Raw genomic sequence first — 23,987 nt, 5'->3', positions numbered from 1 at the left:
AGCGTGCAATGGTTCGCAGCGCAAGCTGAACCGGCGCTGTACGGCCCGCCGCTTGCGCCCCCCAGAGCGCTTTAGGGCACTACCGCCTGCGGCAATGGGTCAAGAAAACCCGCATCGCGCAGATACCCGACGTAGAGCCGGATCAGCGCACCGTAGTCGACCGTTAGATCCACGCCGTGGCGCGCCAGCTCCGTCAACGTTCCGATCTGTTCGACCGGCAAGGGCGCAGCGGACAGATCGCCCGTGTAAAAGTCGCGAATCAGCGCCAAACCATTCGACGCGTCGAGGTCCGCCAGTCGCCCTTGCCAGTCAGCCGCCGGCTGCGGCTCGGCACGCAAACCGCAAGCAGCCAGCGCAGCGAACCACTGCCGCTGGGTGAGCACGCGCGGATTGTTGAGGTTCGCCACCCGTAAGCCGGCACGCGGATGCAGTGCCACCGCCGTCACCGCGTCGGCAAGCAGATCGACCGGCATCATCTCCACTTCCTGCGCCGTTTCCGGATAAGCGCCCAGTTGCAGGCAACCTTTGTTGAACAGCCAGAAATGGTTGTGCGCGAAGTTGCTGAAGCCAGTACGGCTGTGGCCGGTGATATTGCCCGGCCGCGCGATCACCGCCGGCAGACCGAAACGGCGCGCACACTCCGCGACCCGTTGCTCGCCCACCCACTTTGTCAGCAGATAGCCGTTGTCCAGCATCGGACGAGCGTCATTCACGCGCTCGTCGATGCACCGGGCACCCGCCAGCATCTCGCCGACCGACAGCGTCGAGACGAAGCAGAACGGTTTTTGCCGCTGCGTCAGCGCGAGCCGCAGTAATGCCTCGGTGCCGCCGACATTCGCACTCTTCATCGCCTCATAGCTATGCAGGTGATGCACGAACGCGCCGCAATGCAGGATCGCGTCGACCTCGCCGGCGAGTTGCCGCCAGCGTGGTGTGTCGAGTCCAAGCTGCGGCGCGGCAAGATCGGCGGGAATCACGTCGACGCGGCTGAAGTCGATTGCCAGACCTGCCTCGCGCGCCTTGTCCTGCAAGACAGCGCGCCCGGCCGCGGCGCTCGGACAGCGTTGCAGGCAGATCACTTTGTCGAGCTGCGTGCATAACGCGTGCAATAGGTAAATGCCGAGAAAACCGCTCGCGCCGGTCAGCAGCATCGTGCGAATCGGCGCTGCTTCGACGGCGTCAGAAAAAGCTTGCGCGGCCTGCTCGACAACGAATGGCTGCGCTGCGTCGGCAATCGCGCGTTCGATCATGTCCTCGTGACCGCCGTCCGCGAGCGTCGCGATGGTCGGCGAACGGTAAAACGCCGCCATCTGAAACTGGATGCCAAGCGCATCGCGCAATTGCGCCTGCATCCGCACGGCCAGAATCGAATTGCCGCCGAGCCGGAAAAAACTATCGTCGCGGCCAATGCCGGCGACGCGCAGCAGTGTCTGCCAGATTTCGGCGATGCGTTGCTCGACGCCTTCGCGCGGCGGCGTACCGCCTGCGCGTGACGGCGCCGGCAAGGCTTTGCGATCGTGTTTGCCGTTCGGCGATGCCGGGAGAACGTCCAGCCGGATAAAACACGCTGGCACCATGTAGTCGGGCAGCGCCTGCGCCACATGACGGCGCAGCGTGTCTTCATCGAGTGCGCCGCCTTCGCCCGGCGCGGCCACGTAGTACGCAGCCAGATAGCGCGCCTCGCCCTCGCCCCACACCCGGCAGGCAGCATGCGCGACACCAGGCGCGGCCGCGATGCAATTCTCAATCTCACCAAGTTCAATGCGGAAACCACGCAGCTTGATCTGCGCGTCGTTGCGGCCGAAGTATTCGATCGTGCCGTCGGCGAGAAAACGGCCGAGGTCGCCGGTGCGATACATCAGCGCGTACGGTGCATCGCGAAACGGATCGACCACGAAGCGTTCCATCGTCATGGCCGACTGATTGATATAGCCCCGCGCCAGATTCTCTCCGCCGATATAGATTTCCCCGACCGAGCCGGGCGGCGTCAGTTGCCGCTGGGCATTCAGCAGATAGAGCCGGTAGCCCGGCAGCGGCTTGCCGATGATGCGGCTCGGCCCGCCCGGCAGCACTTGCCCGCACGAGGCCATCACCGTGATTTCGGTCGGGCCGTACAGGCTGAAGAGTTGCGTGTGTTCACTCCACCAGGCCGCGCTCGGTTCGTCCAGCGTATCGCCGCCGAAGCCGAGCAGTTGCAGATCGGGCAGCGGCTCGCGTGGCAAGCTCTGCACTACGACCGGTGCAAGCGATGCGTGCGTGACGCGCTCCGCCTTCAATAACCTGTGCAGCAGCACCGGATCGCGGCGCGCCTCCTCCGGCAGCACGATGAGCGTGCCGCCGTGCAGTAGCGCAAGGAACAGATCGAGCACGCTCGCGTCGAAGTTGGTGGACGCCGCCAGAGTGCTGACGCTGCCCGGCGCGTAGCCGAGCGCGCGGCTCGCGCCGGCGACCATCCGAACCACGCTGTGGTGTTCGACCAGCACCCCCTTGGGCTTGCCGGTCGAGCCCGACGTGTGGATCACATAAGCAAGCGCCTCAGGGCCGACAGCGTGCAGTCGGCGCACGTGCCCTGTCTGCTCTTCGGCCGGCTTCTCCGCCGGCTTCCCGGCCACCTTCTGCGCGTCAGTCTCCGCCCGAGCCTCCGTTTCCGCCGCGGTGTCCGCCGTCCCGTTCGCCAGCATCGCCGGGTCAAGTTTGCGCAATTCACCAAGACCTGCGGCCTCCAGCGCGCAGCGGCTCGGCTCATCGGCCAGCACCGTATCGACCGAGCAGTTTTCGACGAAATAGCGCAAGCGCTCGGCGGGATAAGCTGGGTCGAGCGGCACGTACGCGCATCCCGCTTTGAGCACACCCAGCACGGTCGCCACCAGCAGGACGCTCTTCTGCATGCTCAAACCGATGCGCGCACCGGGCGGCACGCAGGCCGACAAGCCGCGGGCAATGGCATCGCTGAGCGCGTCGAGTTCGCGATAGCTGAGCTGCTGCTCGCCGCAGCGCACGGCAACGCGCGACGCGTGCGCCGCTGCCACCTCGGCGAAACGCACAGGGATCGACTGCGGTGCATCCGGTAGCGGTTCGCCGCAAGCGAAGCTCAGACACTGCGCATGGTGTGCGTCGCTCAGCCAGGCGAGCCCGCCGACCGGCGCATCAGGCTGGTGAGCCGCAGCGTCACACAGCGTCATGAACACCTCGGCCATCCGCTCGACTGACGCCGCGTGCAGCACCGAGCTGTCATATTCGAAGCGCCCGTCCAGACCGCCATCGGACCGCAAATAGAAAATCGCCGACAGATCCGCTTTCGACGTCAACGGAGGACGCTCCTCGGCGTGATACGCCGCCTCGCCGATGCGGCCGTTCAGCTCAATGCCGTTCTGCAAACTGAAAATCGTGTTCAGTGCACCGAGCTGACCGTTATCGGTGTCGTAAGGCGTGGCGAGCAGATGATCGCGGTCTTCGAGCATCTGGCGTTGCACCGCGAGCGCCAGTTCGCCAAAGCCTTGCCGCGGGTCGATGCGCAGCACCAACACCGCCATCGAGACGAACATGCCGTAGATCCCCTCACTGCCCGGGACATCGCGGCCCGCATACGGATAGGCGCAGGCCAGTTGCTGCTGGCCGCTCACGCGCCACAGCCATACGAGGTAGAGCGCGAACAGCACGGGCGGCAAAGTCATGTCGTGCGCCTCGGCAATCTGCTTCAGGCGCCGCATCTGGGCAGGCCGCACATGCAACGCCAAAGAGCGGTTCGCGTTCGGCTCGCGCTGCACTGCGTCGAACGGCAATTCGGTGCGCAAGGCAACAGCGTCGAGCTTGCGCTTCCAGTAGTCGCGCGCGGCGTTGAAGCGGGGCGACGACGCCAGTTGCAGCGCCCAATGGCCGTAGTCGAACCATGAGAGCCGCTCTCCGGAAACGGGCTTGCCTTCGTAGCGCGACGTCAGTTCATCCAGCAACAGCTTGAAGGACCAGCCGTCGAAAATCGCGTGATGAATGCAGAACAGCAAGGTGGTACGGTGCTCGTGCGGCGACATCAGCAGTTGCGCGTGCCACAACGGCGCACAGTCGAGCGGCAAACACAGCGCGCGCATGGCTTCGGCACGCGCGTCGATAGCGCCGGCATCGCAGCTTTCTAGCGGAATACGCAAATCCGTCGGCGGGGTCGCGGTGCCCGGCAGCACCAGCAATTGTCCGCCGCGTTCCACGAAGCTGGCGTTGAAAATCGGGTTGTGCGCGAGCACGGCGACGAGCACCTCGTGCAATCGCAACGGATTCGCGGCCCCGCCGAAGTCCACCTGCATGACAATGTTGTAGGCGTTATCGTCAGGCTTGCCGAGCGCGCGGCTGTGCATCATCCGCACGAGCCGGCTTGCCACTGGGGCGGGCATGGGTGCGCAGGGTTGCGTGCCTGACTGCGCGACGAGCGGCGGCAGCGCGGCGCCTGGCTCGACGCTCTGCCTCGCCTTTGCACAGAAGGCGTCGAACTGCGGATACTCAAACAGCGTCTTCAACTTGACCGGCGCGGACAAGCTCGCGTTGATGCGGTTGCACACGAGCGTGGCGAGCAGCGAGTGGCCACCCAACTGGAAGAAGTGGCTGTGCTCGCCGACGCCCTCGAGCGGCACGCCCAGCACCTCCGACCAGATCGCTTGCACCGCCAGCTCGAAGGCGTCGAAGACATGGTTTGCGGAGTCAGCCGGACCGGCTTGCGGCGGCGGCAATTTGCTGCGGTCGATCTTGCCGTTCAGTGTCAATGGCAGCGCCTCGATCGGCAACAGGAACGCCGGCACCATGTAATGTGCGAGACGTTGCGCGAGCCGATCCCGCAGCACCGCCGGCTCCAGCGCGGCACCCACATACCAGGCCACCAGCGCCGTGCCGCCCTGGCGCTCGCACGTGCCGACATAGGCGCTGCGCACCTCCGGCTGCTCGACGATGCTGGCCTCGATCTCACCGAGCTCGATCCGGTAGCCGCGAATCTTCACCTGGAAATCGCTGCGGCCGAGGAACTCGATCGCGCCATCCGGCTGGAAACGGCCGAGGTCGCCGGAACGGTAGAGACGGCCCGGGCCGAACGGATTCGCCCGAAACTTGCGCCCGGTCAATTCGGGCCGCAGCAGATAACCGCAAGAAACGGCCGCGCCGCCGATGCAGATCTCGCCGATCCCCCCGAGCGGCACCACTGCGCCTTCCTCATCGAGCAGATGAATCTGGTAGCCGGGAAGCGGATGCCCCAGTTGATTGGCCGGTTTGTCGCCGTCGAAGGTGTTTTCGGTCGCCATCACGGTGGTCTCGGTCGGCCCGTAGATGTTCGACAGGCGCAGCACGCCCGACCAGAAGCGGATCGTCTCGTCGTCGCTCGCTTCGCCGCCGCATAACACCGTATCCAGATGCGGCAGTGCGCGCCGCGGCAGCAGCTTGAGAATCGCCGGCGGCAGGAACGCATGCGTGATGCGTTCGGCGCTGAGGAAGGTGGACAGCGCATCGGCGTCGGTGCGCACCGCTTCGGGCGCGACAATCAGGTGGCCGCCGTGCGTCAGCGGATTGAAGATCTCCAGCACGCTGGCGTCGAAATTGACGGACGCGAACTGCAGCCAGCGCGTGGCTGCATCGCGCCGATAGCGGCCGGTCAGCGAAGCGATCAGGTGCGCCAGCATGCCCCGCTCGATGACGACACCCTTGGGTTTGCCCGTCGTGCCTGAGGTGTAGATCACATAAGCGGTACGCTGCGGATCGGCGGCCGGCGCACGGTGCGCAGTGGTCGCCCCGGCCGGCGGACCATTCAGTAGATCCTCGATCCGGTGCAGCGCGCAATCGGCCAGCGCGCTTAAGCGCTCGTGCGTCGCCGCGTCGACAATCACCGCTCGCAGTTGCGCATCCTTGACGATGTAGCGCAAACGCTCATCGGGCATTTGCGGATCGAGTGGCAAATAGCCCGCGCCACTGGCGAGCACGCCGAGCATCGCCGGAACGACGCGTGCACCGCGCGAGACGCAAATGCCGATCAACGCATCGCGCCCAAGCTGTGCGTCCGGCTCGAGCGCGGCAAGGGCTGCGCCCACGCGCTGTGCGGCAAGCGCCAGTTGCGCGTACGTGAAAGCGGCGTCCGGGCCGCTGACCGCCGGATGCCCGGCGTGCTCGAGCGCTGTCTGCGCGAACAGATCGAGCACGTCGCGCGCGGGTGCCGCGAGCGGGCCGCCATCGGACCAGGCTGCGCACTGCTGCCGCAACGCCGGCGTATAAAGATCGAGCGCATCGAGTTTCTGTTCGAGACTCTCGCCGAGGCGCCCGAGCAACGCCGTCAAATGCTCGAACGCAAGACGCAGGCCGTCGAGTTCCTCAGGATGGCGGCTATGCACGTGCAACGCGATCTCCTCGCGCACATCGAGATAGACGCCCACGTCCTCGTGTGAGAAACGGCGCGAGTACGGTGCGAGCAACTCCGCCGGCAGCGTGCCGAGCGCGAGCGCGTCGTAGGGCAGGCTGTCGGTCTCGCACACCACATTGGTCGCGCGTACGAAACCCGGCTCGCGCCGCTCGATGTCGTGCAGCACTTCGAAAGCCGGAAGTTCGGCGTGAAAATCGGCCATCCCGGCGCGCGCCGCAGCGTGCCGTAGAAACTGCCGCAGCGTCATCGTGTTGTCGAAGTCGGTTTTCAGGAGACGCCGCCGTTCGTCGAAACCGATCGTCTCGCCGCGCTGGCAGCGGCCGCGCTGGTGATGCACGGTAAGCACCGCACGGCTGCCGGTCATGCGGCGCAGCAGCACGTGAACACACAGTTTGATCAGCAAGTCGGGCGCGACGTTGAGCGCTTTTGCTTCATTGCGCAATGCAGCGCCTGTTTGCGCGTCGAGGCGCACCGTAAAGCTGCTGTCGGCGAGCGCGTTTTGGCGGCGCGGCGCATGCCATTCGAACGAAGCGTCGCCCACCTGGCCGATCCAGAAATCGAGGTCGGTCTGCAAACGGTCGCTCGCAAGGAGTTCGCGCTCGGCGTCGAGCAGGCCTTGCTGATCGATGCCGAGCGGCGCGCCCGGCGCCTCGCCGCGATAGGTCTGGGAAAGCGCGTTGAACAACGGCGTCAGCGAAAAACGGTCAAGCAAGGCGGGATGGCAGGCGAACACAAGATAGCTGTGCGCGCCGGCGCGTAGCAGCGTGAACGCCCACGGCAGTCCCGCATCCATGCGGAAGGCACGCGCACATAGGCCGTCGATCAACGACAGCACGGCTCTCTCGTCACGCGCGTCGCGCCTGTCGAGATCGATGACGTTCAGTTCCGCGTGCACATCGCGGCGGATGACCCAGCGCATGCCCTGTTCGGCTTCGACGAGCCGGTAGGCAAGCGGCCGGCAATGGGCCACCAGTTGCGCCACGGCAAAGGACAGACGCTCGACGTCCGGACAGCCGTCGATCCGGTAAACGGCGCAGAGATTGGGATCGGCGGCGGCGTGCGCCAACGTGCGGGATTGCGTGCGCGTCAACGCAAAGGAAGAGTGTTCCAAACGATACCTCGTTGTCGGGATGAACAGGACCGATCGGCTCGCGTAGCGCCGGTCGCACGCGGTTCATGACCGCGCCGCGGCGCTTCGCCCGATGGTCCGGCCCACGCTATTGACGTGAGGCTGTCGACACCATAGGAGAACTCTTAGAAGTCCTCCTGTATGCGGATCGGCGTGACAAACTTTGTTTAAACACGGTTTGTGTCAGGCAGATCGCATCAGACTGAATGCGCTCATGCACGCAGCGGAAAGGCAATGGAAAGGACGCCATGCCCGGCATACAAACAAGTCGAATCACATGGCTCGGGATCGGCATACAGGGTCAACGACAATTGCATCCTGGCGTTTTTTGACTACCATCAAGTTAGATCCTGTCACAGTGCTTTCCTCGACGATGTCCACTCGCACACGTCACCTTCGCCGCTTGACTGGACGCTTCGCTGCACGCGTTAGCGCTTCCCTATCGCATGCGCATAGCGCCACTTCGGCGCTCACGGCAGCTTCGATTTTGGCGCTCGCAGCTCTCGCAGCCTGCACGATCACGCCACCTGATCGCCCGCTTGTCATCACGCCGCCGGCGGCCGTCAACAGTGCGACGCTCGACCAGTACCGCAGCGCGGTCGCGCAACGCATCGTCGAACGCAGCCCTTCCTTTGTGTTGCGCGGCACGCCGCAAGCGATGCTGCGCTCGCTGGTGGTCGTGTCATTCACGGTGGATCGCGATGGCCGGGTGCTGGCGTCGTCGGTGTATCGCACCAATGGCGACGACGAAGCCGAAAGCACCGCGCTCGCCTCCTTGCGGCGCGCCTCGCCGCTGCCGCAACCGCCCGGCAAATTGCTAAATGGCCGTGGCCAGCTCGAACTGTTCGAAGACTGGCTGTTCAACGACAACGGAAAATTCCAGCTGCGCGAGTTCGCCTCGCCGCAAGCGCAGACCATCGACTGAACGCAACGCCTCACGCACCCCACCTGGTTGCTCCCCTGGTATGTCCGCTTTTGCGCGCAAGCGTTGACGGCTGACGGCTGACGTCCGCCGTTGTAAGCTGTCGCTTCATCGCCCGCGCCGAGCCAGGCTTCAACCGCCGGTGAGACGCGCCGAAGCACACGAACTTAAACAAAGATGCCGCCTGACCACGCGCCGGCCGCCCATCGAAGTACGGCGCCGGACGGCATCACGACATAAGGAGACCCTGCATGTCCACTTCGCCGATTTCCGCGGCCCAGCCCAATGCGTCCGGGCAGACCAGCAGCGCGCGGATCATCTTCGCAAGCTTCATCGGCACCGCGATCGAGTTCTACGATTTCTACGTCTACGCAACCGCTGCGGCGCTCGTCATCGGACCGGTGTTTTTCCCGCACGGCTCGGCGACCGCCCAGGCGTTGTCGGCTTTCGTCACGTTCGGTATCGCCTTCGTCGCGCGGCCGATCGGCTCGTTCCTGTTCGGCCACTTCGGCGACCGGATCGGCCGTAAATCGACGCTGGTCGCTTCGCTGCTGGTGATGGGTGTGTCGACCACGCTGATCGGTTTCGTGCCCGGCTACGACTCGATTGGCAGCCTCGCGCCGATCCTGCTGTGCGTGCTGCGCTTCGGCCAGGGTATCGGCCTTGGCGGCGAATGGGGCGGCGCCGCGCTGCTTGCCACCGAGAACGCGCCGGCCGGCAAACGCGGCTGGTTCGGGATGTTCCCGCAACTGGGGCCGTCGATCGGCTTTCTCGCATCGAACGGTCTGTTCTTCGCCTTGGCCTTGTCTTTGAGCGACGAGCAATTCCGTAGCTGGGGCTGGCGCGTGCCGTTCCTCGTCAGCGCGGTGCTCGTCGTGCTCGGCTTGTATGTGCGCCTGAAGATCGCCGAGACGCCCGCCTTCCAGGCGGCCATCGAACGCAAGGAACGCGTGAAGGTGCCAATCGCCACGCTGTTCTCCCAGCACGGGCTGCCGACCCTGCTCGGCGCGCTGGCGATGGTGGTGTGCTACACGCTGTTCTATAACGCCACAACGTTTTCGTTGTCGTACGGCGTGTCGGTCCTGCATATTCCCCGGCCGACTTTCCTCGGCATGCTGTGCATCGCGGTCGTATTCATGGCGCTCGCCACGCCGCTGTCGGCCTGGGCAAGCGATCGTTATGGCCGCAAGCCGGTGCTGATCGTCGGCATCATCGCAGCGATCCTGTCGGGCTTCACCATGGCGCCGTTGCTCGGCAGCGGCCAGACGCCGCTGGTGCTGCTGTTCCTCGTGATCGAACTGTTCCTGATGGGCGTGACCTTCGCACCGATGGGCGCGCTGCTGCCGGAACTGTTTCCGACCAACGTGCGCTATACCGGTGCAGGTGTGTCGTATAACCTCGGCGGGATTCTCGGTGCGTCGGTCGCGCCGTATATCGCGCAGGTGCTGGCCGCGCACGGCGGACTTCCCTGGGTGGGCGCTTATGTGTCGATTGCGGCGGCCGTCAGCTTGATCGGCGTGCTGTGCATGCGCGAAACCCGCGATGCCCAACTGATGTGATCAGGGTAAAGGCGCGCTGGTAAATCCCCTGCCTTGCGCGTCTTTTTGGCTTGCCTATACTCGATTCCAATAACCCTAAGGCAAGCAGGGAGGCTCTGATGAGTGTTCATCTTCACAACGCGGACATCGTGATGATCATCGCGCTGGCATTGCTATGTTCGCTGCTGCTGGCTTTGCGATTTCGTCCCGCGACGTGGAAAGGCATTGTCGTGGAAGCACTGGCCGCGAACGCGGCTGCCATCACTGCGGTGATCGCTTTCGAAATGCTGCTCGCCTGAGCGGGCGAACGCCGCGATATCTGGTTGGGCGCGACGTTCAAGACGAACGCGCGCCGCAAGCCATTACCGGTAGTAGTACCCGCCGTGATGGTAATAACCACCGCCGCCGTAGTAATAGCCAGGCGCCGGTGCAACGATGCAGCCGCCGAGCGCCGTTGCGAGTAGTGTGCCGGCGATCAGGGTCAGGACTAAGCGTTTCATATTGTTCTCCTTCGAGTCAGATTCATTCGAGCCGAAACCCCGAATGACTCGATTGAACACGACCCTGCCTCGCGCGAACGTTGCGATTTGTAAGGGAAAATCACTGGGGTGTTACACCTTCGGACCCCGAAACCCGCGGCATCCGAAGCACGACGACGACAGACTCACATCAGACAAAAACACCGCCTATACTGCTTTGAACATGCACAATCCGCGCAAGTCCTGCCCGTGGCGGGTGCGCGAATCGGGGCGCTGATTATGGATATCGGGTACGCGTTTCCATGCACCATGGCTGAGCCAATCGCCACGCAGAAGCGCGCACGTTAAGCCAATTAGGCACTCAACGAAAAGCGACAGATTTAACAGGTGTGTAATGCGCGGCGCTTATCCAAACGCTGGGAGCGGCCGCGAGTAGCCGCCCGCGGGACGCCGATGAGCGGCACACGAATCTGCCGGCATGCGCGCGGCATGTCTTGTTGAATGAGCCATTGAACTCGACCGCCGGCCGGCGGTCTGTTGAGAACTGAGGCGGCTACTTGAGGTGGCCGCTCAGTACCTGAGTCAGTTTGTTCATTGCAGTGATTCCTCTCCGCCCGTAGTTCCCCGACGCGGGCGTTTTTCGGAGGCGTTCCGTGGCAGCGCTCGTTTGATTGGGCGACTGCGCGTCGCGCCTCTTTTCTTTTAGCCAAACGATTGCGCGACCGCGCTGCAAAGCTGCGCTCAGGCTGCGGCCGATCCGTGCTGCATGGCGACGGCGCGCGGCTCGCTGTGCACGTCGCCATGCACGTAATCAATCGCCTTCAGTGCCTCGGCGATCGACGGCACGGAATGGCCGTCGCCGATCGAAATCGAGCGGAACGGCGCTTGGATGCCGAAATGCGATGGCGAGGTCGCCACGAAAATCATGACCGTGCGCTTCTGCAATCCATGCGCCACATGAACGAAACCCGTATCGGTGCCGACCACCAGCGCGCACGCGTCGATCATCTGCGCGATTTCGGTCACGTTCAGCTTCGGCAGGACGGTAGAGCCCGGCACCCCTGACGCAATCTGCTCCGCCTCGGCGCGCTCGCGTTCCGAGCCCCACGGCAGCACCACGTGAAAACCACGCTGCGCCAACTCGCGGCCGACTGCGACCCAATGGGGCACCGGCCACTTCTTGTCGTCTTTGGAGGTGGCGTGAAACAGCGCCGCGACCGGCCTGCTGTCAGCCGCGAACGGTGCGGTGGCCGGCTCGGGCAGGCGCAGATTGTAGACAGGCGGGCCTTCGACCTCATAGCCCAGCGCCTCACTCGCGCTGATGCGCATGCCATGCCACGCATCGCACTGCGGACGCGGGCCGAAACGCCCGGTATAGGCAAATGCGGCGCCGCGCTCGCCCAGATCCTTGGACCGGTAGCCAATACGCTTGGACGAACGCGCCAGAAACGCGATGATCGCGCTCTTGTACACGCCGTGAATATCGATGATGAAGTCGTAGCGGTAGGCGCGCAATTCGGCGATCGAGGCCCAGATTGCCTTGAAATCGCCCCAGCGGCGCGCCTTCTTGAAGCGTCGCAGCGGTGCGCAAAGCACGCGGTCCACACTCTGGCTCCACTGCACTACTTCGGCGAATGCTTCGTCGGCCGCCCAGTCGACTTCTACGCCGGGATACGCGCGTTTGATGTCGGCGACGACTGGCAACGCCTCCACGATATCGCCGAGCGAAGTGACCTTGACGATCAGGACTCGCTTCATTGAGGACCTATTAATTGTTCAAACATCTAAACATTTTAGCCGACGATTGGAAAAATCCTCGGCGAACGCTCCGGTGCGCCGGACTGGCATTAATACAGGGCGTTACACTGCGCGCCTTACGAACAGCCCCTTTACTATATTTCAAAATACTTTCACACAGTTGAAACGCTAGGCCGCGCTTTATAATTCACCCTTTGCGCCAGCACATCACCATGTCCCGGGCATTTCCTCCCCTCTCTTCCGGAATCGTGCGTCGCGCGAGACGCCTGTGGCGTCAATACGGCATCTTCTGGCTCGGCGCGATCGCGGTCGGCCTCGTGGCGGTGTTGTACGCCAGGCTGATCGACTGGGGCTACGGCGAATTCCGCATCATGCAGCAGCGGCACGTGTGGGCGCCGCTGATCGTCACGCCCGCGGTCGCGGCGCTCGCCGTTTGGCTCACGCGCAGGTTCTTCCGCGGCGCCGAAGGCAGCGGCATCCCGCAAGTCATCGCCACCCTGCATGCCAAGCCCGGCGAATACGGCGCACGGCTGTTGTCGTTCCGGATTCTGGTCGGCAAGATCGCGGTGTCGTTTCTGGCGATTCTCGGTGGCTTTACGATCGGGCGCGAAGGGCCGACCGTGCAGGTCGGTGCCGCGCTGATGTTCAATCTGCGGCGCCTGTACCCACGCTCGAACGCGCAGATCGAACGGCAGTTGGTGCTGGCGGGCGCGGCAGCGGGTTTATCCGCGGCGTTCAATACGCCGCTGGCGGGGATCGTGTTCGCGATCGAGGAACTCACGCGCAGCTTCGAGGCGCGCGCGAGTGGCGTGCTGATTACGGCCATCATCATCGCCGGTGTGATCGCGCTGGGGCTGAACGGCAACTACACCTATTTCGGCACCATCCAGATCGGCGCGCACTTCCCCGATCTGCTGGCGGTGGCGGTCGTGCTCACGGCAATCGTCACCGGTATTGCGGGCGGCGTGTTCGGCTGGCTGCTGCTGAACACGGCGCGCTGGATTCCGGCGCCGCTGCGTCAGTTGCACGGCGAGCGGCCGGTCGCGTTCGCCGCGCTGTGCGGTTTCGTGATCGCGGTGGTCGGCCTCATCTCCGGCGGCACGACCTTCGGTAGTGGCTATGCGGAAGCGCGTGGCCTGCTCGACGGGCACGAGCACCTGTCCGTGTTCTATCCGTTTCTGAAGATGATCTCGATGGTCGGCTCGTATCTGCCGGGCATTCCGGGCGGCATCTTCGCACCGTCGCTGTCGATCGGCGCGGGCTTCGGCAATCTGCTGCACATGGTGTTCGGCTCGATGCAATTGCCGATGCTGATCGCGCTCGCGATGGTGGGCTATCTGGCCGCCGTCACGCAGTCGCCGATTACGTCGTTCGTGATCGTGATGGAGATGATCGATGGTCATGCGCTGGTGATTTCGCTGATGGCCACCGCGTTGATCGCAAGCCGCGTGGCGCGTCTCTTCGCGCCGCCGTTATATGAATCGCTGGCCCAGCGCTATATGGCGCCGCTACCGCAGCCGGCTCCCGCGCCGGTGCCGGAAGTTCCCGAAGTCGACGTGCCCGAACCAGCGGCCGTCGATGAAATCACGGGCGATGCGCCTGCTGAAGACGGCGCTTCGAGTCAGTAAACAACAACCGCCGGTGCGCGCATATAAACCGGCCGTGCCGGCACCACCACGCAACCGGCCAGCATGACCGCCAGTACGGCGATCAGAAGCAGATTCTTTTTCATCACGTGTTCCTCAGAAACACAGGCAAGCGCTACGCCGGACGCACGAGCGACGCCTGTGTCGTCAAACTGGAGGGAGCGGCACGAGCGATGTCGATTCCGCCGTGCCGCGCGCGGTTGTTGCCGGTGGACTTACGCCCAGTGGCCTTCGACCCAGCGATAGTTCGGACCGTGTTCGACCCAGTGGCCCGGCACCCAGTGGTACCCGACGCGCTCGCCCTGCCAGTGGCCCGCGATCCACACATAGCGGCCGTGATCCCAACGCCAATGACCGTGATCCCACACATAGCCGACACGCGGTGCCGGCACGGCTTCGTAGCGCACGGCCGGCGGTGCGGACGGCGCGATCACGACGACTTCCTCGGCCGAAGCGGAGGCCACAGCGGATGCGCCAGCCGCGATCAGAACGGCGTTGGCGATCAGCAAGCGAAAGGTCTTGTTCATGTTTTCCCTCTTTGGATGGACACCGAATGCGGCGTTATCCGTTTAATGCGCGAGGGGACGAAACCGCTGACGGTGGGCGTGTAACGGCACACGCTGAAGTGCAACGGATTATTTCGCCGCCTGGAAAGCACGCGTGAGAAGGTCTGTGCGAGCGCACATGAACACGGAAGTAGCGGGGACGACGGCGAGAAAAACGACGGAGGGAAACGGCGGGAGGACGCAACAACATCAACAACACCGCTTACGCGCCCCACTTCGTCACGTCACCTCGACGCAACGAAACAGAGCGCGCAGCACATTACGCGGAACCCACCTGCGGTATTTCGATCTTGACCTCGAGCACTTCGAGATCGTCCTGGCGTTCCAGGCTCACACGAATATCGTCATCGGAGATTTTCACGTACTTGGAAATTACCGCCACCAGTTCGCGTTGCAACGCAGGCAGATAATCGGCAGGCGCATGGCCGCCGGCGCGCTCATGCGCGATGATCAACTGCAGGCGTTCCTTCGCTACCGACGCGGATTTCTTCTTCTCGCCCAGCAAAAACGAAAGAATCGACATTACGTGCGCTCCCCTTACTTGGTGCCGAAGAGGCGCTGCAGCAGCCCTGGCTTCTGGTAATCGGTAAAGCGAAGCGATTTCTGCTCGCCGAGGAAACGCGACACGACATCTTTATAGGCTTCGGCAACGTCGGTACCGTCGAGGTGCACAGCCGGCAGCCCTTGGTTCGACGCATGCAGCACCGCTTCCGATTCCGGAATCACGCCGATCAGATCGATGCGCAGAATTTCCTGGATGTCGGTCAGCGACAGCATTTCACCTTCGCTCACGCGCTTCGGGTTGTAGCGGGTGATCAGCAGGTGTTCCTTGATCGGCTCCTTGCTTTCGATTGCGCGCTTGGTCTTCGACGACAGGATGCCAAGGATACGGTCCGAGTCGCGCACCGAGGAGACTTCCGGATTCGTCACGATCAGCGCTTCGTCGGCGAAGTGCATGGCGAGCAGCGCGCCCGATTCGATACCCGCAGGCGAATCGCAGACGATGTATTCGAAGTCCATCGCGATCAGGTCGTTGATGATCTTCTCGACGCCTTCCAGCGTCAGCGCGTCCTTGTCACGCGTCTGCGAGGCCGGCAGGATAAAGAGGTTCTCGCACTTCTTGTCCTTGATCAGCGCTTGGTTCAGGTTGGCTTCGCCCTGGATCACGTTGATCAGGTCGTACACCACACGGCGCTCGCAGCCCATGATGAGGTCGAGGTTACGCAGGCCGACGTCGAAGTCGATCACGGCGGTTTTGCTGCCACGCAATGCGAGGGCCGATGCAAAACTCGCGCTCGTGGTCGTCTTGCCCACGCCACCCTTGCCCGAAGTCACCACAATGATTTTTGCCATTACCCTTACCTTGTGTTCGTCAAATTCGTCAATTATGTGCGGCCATATTTGCCGTGGAACGCCGCGCGCCGTGTACGTTCAGGGCAGCGCGCGCTTCACGTCGATCAGGTGAGCCGCAACGGTTCGATCATCAGTTTTTCTTCTTCGAGCCAGATCTGCACCGGCTTGCCGAGCACGTCGGCCGGCAGCGGGTTCTCGGTCGTACGATAGATGCCCGCGATCGAGATGAGTTCCGGCTCGAGACACGTACAGAAAATGCGCGCGTCGTGATTGCCCTGCACGCCGGCCAACGCCCGGCCGCGCAGCGGCGCGTAAATATGGATGTTGCCTTCCGCGATCACTTCCGCGCCGTAGCTCACCAGACCGAGCACGACCAGATCGCCCTTTGCGTAGATGCGCTGGCCCGAGCGCAACGGCTTGTCGACCACCATGGTCTGCGACGAGGTGGCGAGGCGCACAGGCTCGGCGGCCGGCGCGGGGTCGACCGCGGCGGCCGTGGCCGGCGTGCCCTCTACTGCCGAAAACAGATCGGCCGGCGGCGTAGCCGTCGCTGCGGTGGCAGCCGGTGCCGTAGCGGGCGCATTGGCGGCTTCTTCGTCAGCGGATTTAGCGGACGCGCCGCGACGGTCGCGCGCTTCTAGCAAGGGCAGCGCGGATTCCGCCGCCCACGTCTGCTGTGCATTGGCCACCACGCCGACCGGGCGCATGCGCACGCTGTCGAGCAGTTGCGCGATGTCGGCGAGCGGCACGCGTTCGTTCTCGGCGAGCCGGCGCACGTCGATTGCGACGACGTCGTTAGCGAAAAATTCGGGGGTCGCCTCGAAGCGCCGGGTCAGTTCGGCACGCATCGCGTCGAGGTCGGTTGTCTTGACCACGAACAGGAGCGTGTCGACAGAGCCGCTGCGGAGTTCGAAAAAGGGCGATTTCTTGGGCGACATAGCGTTCGGCAAAAAATTTTGCGTATTTTACAGGCGTCCAGGCGGGGAGCGAGTTTTTTTGCCGACAGAACGCAGCACGGCGGCCTGAATACCCATGACGTAGCCACGTCTCGGCCGTACAGGCCGCGTCCAGGCCGGTCATTTGGCCATGAACGCTGTAGCGACGCGGATGGGATGTGAGCGGCAGGCTGACGCGCCGCTCGCGAGATCACTGCTGAAATACCTGCGATGTGGTCGGCACATGCCGCACCAGCAGGCTTTCGGCCTGCTCGGGCGCACGCGCGACGCGGCGATGCTCGCCTGTGGGACCGAAACCGAGCGCCTCGTAAAAGCGCATCGCATTGCGGTTGGCGTCGGCGACCCACGCGTAGATTTCCATGGCGCCTTCGCCGGCGAGCCAGGCGCTGGCGGTGTCGACCAGCAACTCGCCACCTCGCAGATGACGCACGGCCGGCGCCACCCACAACTCGCAGACGAACGCGCGGCGCGCCTCGGAGTCGTCGAAATAGGCTTCGATGAGTCCTGCTGGATGGCCCTCGGTATAGAGAATGAAACTGGTGAAGACAAACGAAACAGCGTGTTCAGCAGCGGTGGCGTCGAAGGTGGCGGCATCCGCCGACAACGCGTCCTCTAGCGTCTCGCCGAAGGCATAGGGTGCCTCCCGCAGCGACGCAGTACGGAGTTCGCGGAAAACAGCGCCCTGATCAGCGGCGATACGGCGAACGGTCAATGACGGACTCATGCAGACGAAAACCCCTTGAAACCCTAAGGCATAGCTTTAACCGAACCGGCGCGCGAGTCAAATCCTTATTTGCCGGATCGAACTTTAGCCGCGGTTCCTGGTGCAGGCGCCGCGCGCCCGCTGCGCAGCAATTCGCACGCCCACCGTCCTTGATAGCCGGTTGGTCAGGCGCGCTGGCCACTGCGTTCAAGGCGCTTCGTAATTGCCGGTGCCGTCCGGCCACGGCGTCAGCAGCTCGTAGCCCTCTTCGGTCACGGCGATCATGTGCTCCCATTGCGCCGACAGCGAACGGTCTTTGGTGACCACGGTCCAGCCGTCACGCTGCACCGCGGTGCTGGCGCGGCCCGCGTTGATCATCGGTTCGATCGTGAAGACCATGCCCGGCTTCAGACGCACACCCTGCCCCGGCTGACCGTAGTGCAGCACTTGCGGGTCTTCGTGATAAACCTTGCCGATGCCGTGCCCACAATAGTCGCGCACGATCGAGAAACCGTCGCGCTGCGCGATCTTCTGGATCGCATAGCCGACATCGCCGAGCGTGGCGCCAGGCTTGACCTCGCGAATGCCGGCCAGCATCGCTTCGTAGGTTGTGTCGATCAGCTGGCGCGCCACCGTGCTCGGCTGGCCGACGCAATACATGCGGCTGGTGTCGCCGAAATAGCCGTCTTTGATGATCGCGACGTCGATATTGATGATGTCGCCGTCTTTCAGGATTTCGCTGCGGTTGGGAATGCCGTGGCACACCACCTGGTTGACGGACGTGCAAACCGTCTTCGGAAAACCCAGATAGCCAACATTTGCCGGAATCGACTTTTGCGTATTGACAATGTAGTCGTTGCACAGTGCGTCGAGCTCGTCGGTGGAGACACCGGCCTTGACGTGCTCGCCGATCATCGCCAGTACGTCGGCCGCGAGGCGGCCGGAAATGCGCAGCTTGGCGATGTCGTCAGGAGTCTTGTAGGTAATGGCCATGAATTCGGTGGGGCTGAAACGATGTTGACGATCGGCCAATTGTACAGAGGATCGCCGGAGGGCCTCCGCGAGCCGGACGGGACCTGCTCACCGGGCGTTTTTCCCGCACGACGCGGAGCGGCTTTCTGGAACCGGAAAAATAGCGTCGGCTTGTCTCGCGCTGCGAGCGCGCAGAGAAATCTTTTGTGAGGCTTGCATCTGGCAGCGCATTCGTGCCGTAAAGAAGTTGAGGACTCGATTTCTTCCCCACATCGTTTAGTTCTTCTCAGAAGAACGGGGCCTCTTTGCGTCCGCGATTTGCGTTTGAGCATCGCGTGGATAGCAGTTGTCCGCGCGTATGCGTCGCGAGTCCGCGGCATTGGCGTCGAACCATCTGAGGAGCATAGCCATGTCGGAATCCAGCAATAAATCAGCAGAGCTTATCGACGTATTCGACCGCCGGGTTGAACGGCGCCTGCAACGCAGACAGTTTTTCCGCAACGCTGGTGGGCTCGGCCTGGGTCTGGTCGGCGGCACGCTGATCAGTGCGTGCGGCGGTGGCTCCGGCTCGAGCGCGTCGGCCGCCAGTGCACCGACCGATCCGGAGATTCTCAACTTCGCACTGAATCTGGAATATCTGGAATCGCAGTTCTATACGTATGCGACAACAGGTGCGGGCCTCGCGGCCAGCATGACGTCCGGTGTAGGTACGCTGGGCGCGGTAATTCCAGGGCAGCAGGTGCCGTTCCAGGATCCGGTCGTTCAGGCCTATGCGAACGAAATCGCCAACGACGAACGCGAGCACGTCACCTTCCTGCGCAGTGCGTTGGGCTCGGCCGCAGTCGCGATGCCCTCGATCGACATCGGCGGCACCAATCCGAACGGCGCGTTCTCGAACGCGGCGCGCGCTGCAGGTCTGGTCGGCGCGGGTGTCGCTTTCAATCCGTATGCGAACGACAACAACTTCCTGCTCGGCGCGTTCATCTTCGAAGACGTCGGCGTGACGGCCTATAAGGGCGCCTCTCCGCTCATCACCAACAAGACCTTCCTCGAAGCAGCCGCCGGCATCCTCGCAGCCGAGGCGTATCACGCAGGGCTCGTGCGTACGGTGCTGTTTGCAAAAGGCGTCGACACGGCGAGTATCTACACCGCAGCCAACGCGATCTCCGCCGCGCGCGCCAGCCTCGACCAGAACGGGCACGACGATCAGGGCATCACAGGCGCGACGTCCGGCTCGTCGAACATCGTGCCGCTCGACAGCAACGGACTCGCCTTCAGCCGCGGCTATGGCAACGTGCTCAACATCGTCTACCTGACGAGTTCGATGGCGACCAAGGGTGGCTTCTTCCCGAACGGCGTAAATGGCACGCTCAACATGAGCGCCTGAAGCACGCAACGCGCTGTGCCGGATGCACCGGCAACGGGTCGCCGCGATGACGATCGCGCTCACCCGTTGGCCGGCCTTCATCTGGATTGCCTTGAACGCTTGAAGACGGACAGGAGCAGTCATGAACGAAGCGATCAGCCAAGCCGCCGTGCCTCAAACCCTCACCGAGCAGACCTGTTTCGATATCCGCGAAACGCTGGCGGGACGGCGTCGCGGCTTGCGGACGATGCTGCCGTTCGTTGGACCGGCGGTCGTCGCTTCGATCGCGTATATGGACCCGGGCAACTTCGCCACCAATATTCAGGCGGGTGCCGGTTACGGCTATACCCTGCTCTGGGTGGTCGCATTGGCGAACATCGTGGCGATGTTATTTCAGGCGTTATCCGCCAAGCTCGGGCTCGTGACCGGCAGCAATCTCGCCGAATTATGCCGCTCGGCCCTGCCACGCCGTTGTGTGCTCGCGATGTGGGGCATCAGCGAAATCGCGGCGATGGCGACCGATCTGGCGGAATTCGTCGGTGGCGCGATTGGCGTTTCGTTGCTCACGCATCTACCGATGATGCCGAGTATGCTGATCACCGCCGCCGTCACCTACGGTTTGCTGCAGTTCGAGAAGCGCGGCTTCCGCCCGCTCGAACTGGCGATCGCGGCGCTCGTCGGTGTGATCGGGCTGTCGTATCTCGCCGAGTTGCTGATTGCACCGGTGCATTGGTCATCGGTCGTCAAGCATACGTTCACGCCGGGCGTGCCCGATAGCAACGCGCTGACGATTTCCGTCGGAATCATCGGCGCAACGGTCATGCCGCATGTGCTGTTCCTGCATTCGGGACTCACGCAGAACCGCGTGAAGCCACGCAATGAAGGTGAGCGCGCCAAGTTGCTGCGCTTTTCGAATATCGAGGTGGTGGTTGCGCTCGGCGTCGCCGGGCTCATCAACATGGCGATGGTGATCATGGCGTCGAGCGCGTTTCATGCGGGGCATGCCGATATGGCCAGCATCGAAACAGCATGGCGCACGCTCACGCCGCTGCTTGGTGGCGCCGCGGCGGGTCTCTTTCTTGCGGCGCTGATTGCGTCCGGTGTGTCGAGCTCGGTCGTCGGCACGATGGCCGGGCAGATGATCATGCAGGGCTTTGTCGGTTTTCATATCCCCGTGTGGGCGCGGCGGCTGGTTACGATGGCGCCGGCGTTTGTGGTGGTTGCCTGGGGGGTGGACGCGACGCGCGCACTCGTGCTGAGCCAGGTGGTGCTGAGCATCGCGCTACCGGTGCCGATGATCGCGCTGGTATGGTTCACCTCGCGTGGCGACCTGATGGGCCGCTACCGGAATCGCCGCTCGACCACGGTCGCCGCGGTGGCGGGCACGGTCGCGGTGCTGGCGCTCAATCTCATTCTGCTGCTGCAAGTGGCCGGCATTTCGCCCTGGCCGCCGTTCCACGCGGGATAAGGTGGTAACGCAGCTTTCTGCATCCGGTTATCGGGTTGGCGCGTACATTGTTCGAACGCTTATTCTTGAACGATTTTCGACGGACCCGACTTTCATGCCTCGACGCCTGCTTACCTTGACCGCCGCGCTGGCGCTCGCCGCTCTCGGCGGCTGCAGTGCCGCGGGCGTACTCAACGCCACCGTATCGCACAAGAACTTCCGGGCCGAGCACGGCCTCGCGTACGGCAGCTCGCCACGGCAGGCGCTCGATGTCTACATGCCCGCCGCCAGTTCACCGCAAAGCGGTTCGCACGGCCGTCCGATCGTCGTGTTCTTTTACGGCGGCAGCTGGCAGAGCGGTTCGCGCGACAGCTATCTGTTCGTCGGTGCGGCGCTGGCTTCGCGTGGCTTTGTGGCCGTGGTGCCCGACTATCGGACGTGGCCGGAAACCGGTTTCCCCGGCTTTGTCGACGACGCGGCGGCAGCCGTGCGCTGGGCACGCGATCACGCAGCAGAGTTCGGCGGCGACCCGTCACGGATCTTTCTGATGGGTCATTCGGCCGGTGCGCATATCGTGATGATGCTGGCCACCGACGGCCGCTATCTCGCAGCGCAGCAGATGAGCAAGCGCGACTTGAGCGGCGTGATCGGCCTTGCCGGCCCGTATGATTTTCTGCCGCTGCACGACGCGACGCTTGAAGAAATTTTCCCGCCCGCGTTGCGCGCGGCGAGCCAGCCGATCAACTTTGTCGAAGGCGACGAACCGCCTGTGTTCCTCGCGGCGGGCCAGCGCGATACGACAGTCGATCCGGGCAACACCGACCGGTTCGCGGCGAGGCTGCGCGCCGCTGGCGATAGCGTTGAAGTGAAGCACTATCCGCGGATTGGGCATGCGCTGCTGGTCGGCGCCATCGCCGGGCCCTTGCGTCGCTTTGCGCCAGTACTCGACGATACCAGCGCGTTTATCGACGCACAGGTGAGCCGCGAGACGCAGCGCAATGGTGATGCGCAATCGTTGCCATGTGCATCATGCACGCTTTACTGCGTCGTACCGAGCAACTGCTTACGCAAGGTCGGCGCGCGCGTCGACGGATCGAGCCAGATGCCGAAGAAGGCCCGCGCGAATGCAGGATCGTCGAACTCGCCGGTCATACGGTCGCCCGCATAAAAACGCACGCCCTTGTCCGGCAGATAGACCGCACTTAACTGGTCGCCGGGACCGACATCGACAAACGCCTGCATCATATCCGCACGCCAGCGCTCCAACGTATCGGCTGGAATCGGCGCGCCGGCAAGACGCTTGATCTCGCTGATGCCTGCATCGACGAACCGCTCGCGCTTGATGCCCCGAGCGTAAATGATGTGCAGCGCGAAGCGTTCGTCATAGTCGATGGGTACGCGTTCGCTCCACATCTGCGCACGGTAGAGCTTGAAGCCGAACACGCTGAAATCGCCCTCGCCCACGAGTGTCGCGGAGTGCATGTCGCCGCGCCAATCGGCGCAGGCGGTGGTCGCCCACAGCACCAGCACGATCGCCGCGAGCGCACGCATGTCAGTCCGCCGAGGTGAGCACGAATTGCATCACGTCCGTGCGTCCTTCGTCGAAGCCGGCTTCGCAGTACGCCAGATACAGCCGCCACGTCCGCACGAAAATCTCATCGAAGCCTTGCGTGTGGATCGTATCGAGTTGCGCTTCGAACGCGCTGCGCCAGCGGCGCAGGGTCTCGGCATAATCGCGTCCAAATGCCAACGACGTACGCGCCGTGAGCTTGCCACGCCGCGCCGCTTCGATGAAACGCTGCGGACACGGCAGCATGCCGCCCGGGAAAATGAATTCGCGGATGAAGTCGCTGGTTGCGCGATAGGCGGCGAAGTGCGAATCGTCGATCGTGATGGTTTGCACGAGCGCGCGTGCGCCGGGCAGGAGACGTTCGCGCAAGATGCGGAAATACGTCGGCCAGAATTTTTCGCCGACGGCTTCGAACATCTCGATCGATACGATGCTGTCGTATTGGCCGGTCAGCGTACGGTAGTCGCGTAGTTCAAGATGTACAAGGTCGCTCAGTCCCGCTTCGCTCACACGCTGCTGGGCCAATTCAAGCTGCGCCGGTGAGATCGTTATACCGTGTACGTGAATGCCCTGACGCGCCGCGTGCATCGCGAAACCGCCCCACCCGCAGCCGATTTCCAGAATGTGCATGCCTTCGCGCAAACCGAGCGTGTCGATGATGCGTTGATACTTCGCGTGCTGTGCGGCTTCGAGCGATTGATAGAAATTGCCGTCGAACACCGCGCTCGAATAGGTGAACGTCGAATCCAGCCACTGCGCGTAGAACGCGTTGCCGATATCGTAGTGCGCGTGAATATTGCGCTGGCTACCCGCACGCGTATTGGGCCTGAGCCTATGACGCAGCCCGTACCAGAGTTGCGCGAGCCAGCCGCCGTAGACCGTGCGTTGCAGCGCGCGCTCGTTGCGAATAGCGACGCGCAGCAAGGCGGCCAGATCAGGCGTGTCGACCCAGAACGCGCGCCATGCGTCGGCGAATCCGATGTCGCCTTTGCGCAGAATCGCGCCGCACGCACGCCAATCGCGCAGCTCCAGACGCGCGCCCGGCGCCGCGTGCGGATCACCGAACACGCGCTGCTGACCGTCGGGCGTGATCAGCACCAGATGCCCAACCTGAATCCGTTCGAGCAACGATAGAAACAGACGGCCCGAAGCGGGGACGGTTCGGTGTTCGCTCAGGGTTCTTGAAAGCGCCATGGCTGA

Annotated in this window: 17 protein-coding genes and 1 pseudogene; 7 read left to right on the top strand and 11 right to left on the bottom strand. The window is 63.5% G+C overall.

Going from position 1 to position 23,987, the window contains the following annotated elements; genetic code table 11:
- Window positions 1–71: 71 nt before the first annotated feature.
- A complete protein-coding gene (locus KHO33_RS07680) occupies window positions 72–7,493 on the bottom strand; it encodes a non-ribosomal peptide synthetase (protein WP_200564367.1) in 7,422 nt (2,473 codons plus the stop codon).
- A gap of 391 nt (window positions 7,494–7,884) precedes the next feature.
- Between KHO33_RS07680 and KHO33_RS07675 the strand changes: the two genes are divergently transcribed.
- The 3 genes from KHO33_RS07675 (at window position 7,885) to KHO33_RS07665 (ending at window position 10,270) form a co-directional block, all read left to right on the top strand.
- Window positions 7,885–8,436 (top strand): energy transducer TonB family protein, encoded by a 552-nt coding sequence (locus tag KHO33_RS07675; RefSeq protein ID WP_200564366.1) that lies wholly within the window; start codon window positions 7,885–7,887, stop codon window positions 8,434–8,436.
- Between the two features lie 248 nt (window positions 8,437–8,684).
- Window positions 8,685–9,992, top strand: a complete 1,308-nt coding sequence (locus KHO33_RS07670; RefSeq protein WP_054035072.1) for an MFS transporter — start codon at window positions 8,685–8,687, stop codon at window positions 9,990–9,992.
- A 98-nt stretch (window positions 9,993–10,090) separates the two neighbouring features.
- Window positions 10,091–10,270, top strand: coding sequence for a hypothetical protein (locus KHO33_RS07665; RefSeq protein ID WP_054035073.1), 180 nt, complete (start codon window positions 10,091–10,093; stop codon window positions 10,268–10,270).
- Between the two features lie 63 nt (window positions 10,271–10,333).
- On the opposite strand, the gene KHO33_RS07660 is transcribed toward KHO33_RS07665, so the two are convergent.
- Both KHO33_RS07660 and waaC read right to left on the bottom strand, forming a co-directional pair.
- The gene (locus KHO33_RS07660; protein WP_172737638.1) at window positions 10,334–10,471 is read right to left on the bottom strand and encodes a hypothetical protein; all 138 of its coding nucleotides are present in this window, start codon (window positions 10,469–10,471) and stop codon (window positions 10,334–10,336) included.
- Between the two features lie 720 nt (window positions 10,472–11,191).
- On the bottom strand, window positions 11,192–12,208 hold the full coding sequence (gene waaC / locus KHO33_RS07655) for a lipopolysaccharide heptosyltransferase I (RefSeq protein WP_200564365.1): 1,017 nt from the start codon (window positions 12,206–12,208) through the stop codon (window positions 11,192–11,194).
- A gap of 212 nt (window positions 12,209–12,420) precedes the next feature.
- Here waaC and KHO33_RS07650 point away from each other — a divergent pair, with 212 nt between their 5' ends.
- Complete coding sequence (locus KHO33_RS07650) at window positions 12,421–13,836, top strand: chloride channel protein (RefSeq protein WP_200564364.1); 1,416 nt, start codon at window positions 12,421–12,423, stop codon at window positions 13,834–13,836.
- 233 nt (window positions 13,837–14,069) lie between these two features.
- On the opposite strand, the gene KHO33_RS07645 is transcribed toward KHO33_RS07650, so the two are convergent.
- The 6 genes from KHO33_RS07645 to map all read right to left on the bottom strand — a co-directional run bounded on the left by KHO33_RS07645 (window position 14,070) and on the right by map (window position 18,425).
- Entirely contained in the window at window positions 14,070–14,381 is a 312-nt protein-coding gene (locus KHO33_RS07645; protein ID WP_200564363.1) for a YXWGXW repeat-containing protein, read from the bottom strand.
- A 298-nt stretch (window positions 14,382–14,679) separates the two neighbouring features.
- Entirely contained in the window at window positions 14,680–14,943 is a 264-nt protein-coding gene (gene minE, locus KHO33_RS07640; RefSeq protein WP_054035076.1) for a cell division topological specificity factor MinE, read from the bottom strand.
- 14 nt (window positions 14,944–14,957) lie between these two features.
- The gene (minD, locus tag KHO33_RS07635) at window positions 14,958–15,773 is read right to left on the bottom strand and encodes a septum site-determining protein MinD (RefSeq protein ID WP_054035077.1); all 816 of its coding nucleotides are present in this window, start codon (window positions 15,771–15,773) and stop codon (window positions 14,958–14,960) included.
- A gap of 104 nt (window positions 15,774–15,877) precedes the next feature.
- On the bottom strand, window positions 15,878–16,711 hold the full coding sequence (gene minC / locus KHO33_RS07630; protein WP_200564362.1) for a septum site-determining protein MinC: 834 nt from the start codon (window positions 16,709–16,711) through the stop codon (window positions 15,878–15,880).
- 208 nt (window positions 16,712–16,919) lie between these two features.
- The gene (locus tag KHO33_RS07625; RefSeq protein ID WP_054035078.1) at window positions 16,920–17,453 is read right to left on the bottom strand and encodes a GNAT family N-acetyltransferase; all 534 of its coding nucleotides are present in this window, start codon (window positions 17,451–17,453) and stop codon (window positions 16,920–16,922) included.
- 186 nt (window positions 17,454–17,639) lie between these two features.
- The gene (gene map, locus KHO33_RS07620) at window positions 17,640–18,425 is read right to left on the bottom strand and encodes a type I methionyl aminopeptidase (protein WP_093643903.1); all 786 of its coding nucleotides are present in this window, start codon (window positions 18,423–18,425) and stop codon (window positions 17,640–17,642) included.
- Between the two features lie 388 nt (window positions 18,426–18,813).
- Between map and KHO33_RS07615 the strand changes: the two genes are divergently transcribed.
- From KHO33_RS07615 to KHO33_RS07605, 3 genes and pseudogenes are all read left to right on the top strand, one after another.
- Window positions 18,814–19,791 (top strand): ferritin-like domain-containing protein, encoded by a 978-nt coding sequence (locus tag KHO33_RS07615; protein ID WP_200564361.1) that lies wholly within the window; start codon window positions 18,814–18,816, stop codon window positions 19,789–19,791.
- A gap of 121 nt (window positions 19,792–19,912) precedes the next feature.
- On the top strand, window positions 19,913–21,238 hold the full coding sequence (locus KHO33_RS07610; protein ID WP_200564360.1) for an Nramp family divalent metal transporter: 1,326 nt from the start codon (window positions 19,913–19,915) through the stop codon (window positions 21,236–21,238).
- A 94-nt stretch (window positions 21,239–21,332) separates the two neighbouring features.
- Window positions 21,333–22,106, top strand: a pseudogene (locus KHO33_RS07605) (alpha/beta hydrolase); the annotation flags it as partial.
- Window positions 22,107–22,255: 149 nt separating this feature from the next.
- On the opposite strand, the gene KHO33_RS42900 reads toward KHO33_RS07605, so the two are convergent.
- The gene (locus tag KHO33_RS42900; protein WP_128576182.1) at window positions 22,256–22,768 is read right to left on the bottom strand and encodes a chalcone isomerase family protein; all 513 of its coding nucleotides are present in this window, start codon (window positions 22,766–22,768) and stop codon (window positions 22,256–22,258) included.
- 1 nt (window position 22,769) lies between these two features.
- Entirely contained in the window at window positions 22,770–23,981 is a 1,212-nt protein-coding gene (locus KHO33_RS07595) for an SAM-dependent methyltransferase (protein ID WP_200564359.1), read from the bottom strand.
- Between the last annotated feature and the right edge of the window lie 6 nt (window positions 23,982–23,987).

It is taken from the genome of Paraburkholderia nemoris, assembly GCF_905221015.1.
Classification (GTDB): domain Bacteria; phylum Pseudomonadota; class Gammaproteobacteria; order Burkholderiales; family Burkholderiaceae; genus Paraburkholderia; species Paraburkholderia nemoris.
Note: the sequence above shows the minus strand (reverse complement) of the source record. Positions and strands in the feature narration are given on the sequence as shown.